We start from the raw sequence: 202 nt of genomic DNA, 5'->3' as shown, positions 1-202 counted from the left end.
CAGTGGTCGTGCAACTCTTTGCTGCAGTAGGCAGCATCCATCACATCGTACAAATTGGTGACCCGTTGCTTCGTAATGTGCGACAGCGGCACGGCGGCGCGGCTGTCATGCATCGACGCGGAACACAACAAGGCGGCGATGGGAACGCCACAATCGGCAGTGTCAATATGCAGCTTGTACCCGTTCCAGCTGGTCTTGTAAC

The 202-nt window shown here is 56.4% G+C and carries 1 protein-coding gene; it reads right to left on the bottom strand.

Annotation, left to right across the window (positions count from 1 at the left end; translation table 11 throughout):
* On the bottom strand, positions 1 to 202 hold a 202-nt coding region (locus tag F1735_RS35445), incomplete at both ends, for a transposase (protein ID WP_167241703.1).

This window comes from Massilia genomosp. 1 (assembly GCF_011682185.1).
Classification (GTDB): domain Bacteria; phylum Pseudomonadota; class Gammaproteobacteria; order Burkholderiales; family Burkholderiaceae_D; genus Telluria_A; species Telluria_A rubra.
This window is presented reverse-complemented; position numbering and strand designations above follow the sequence as displayed.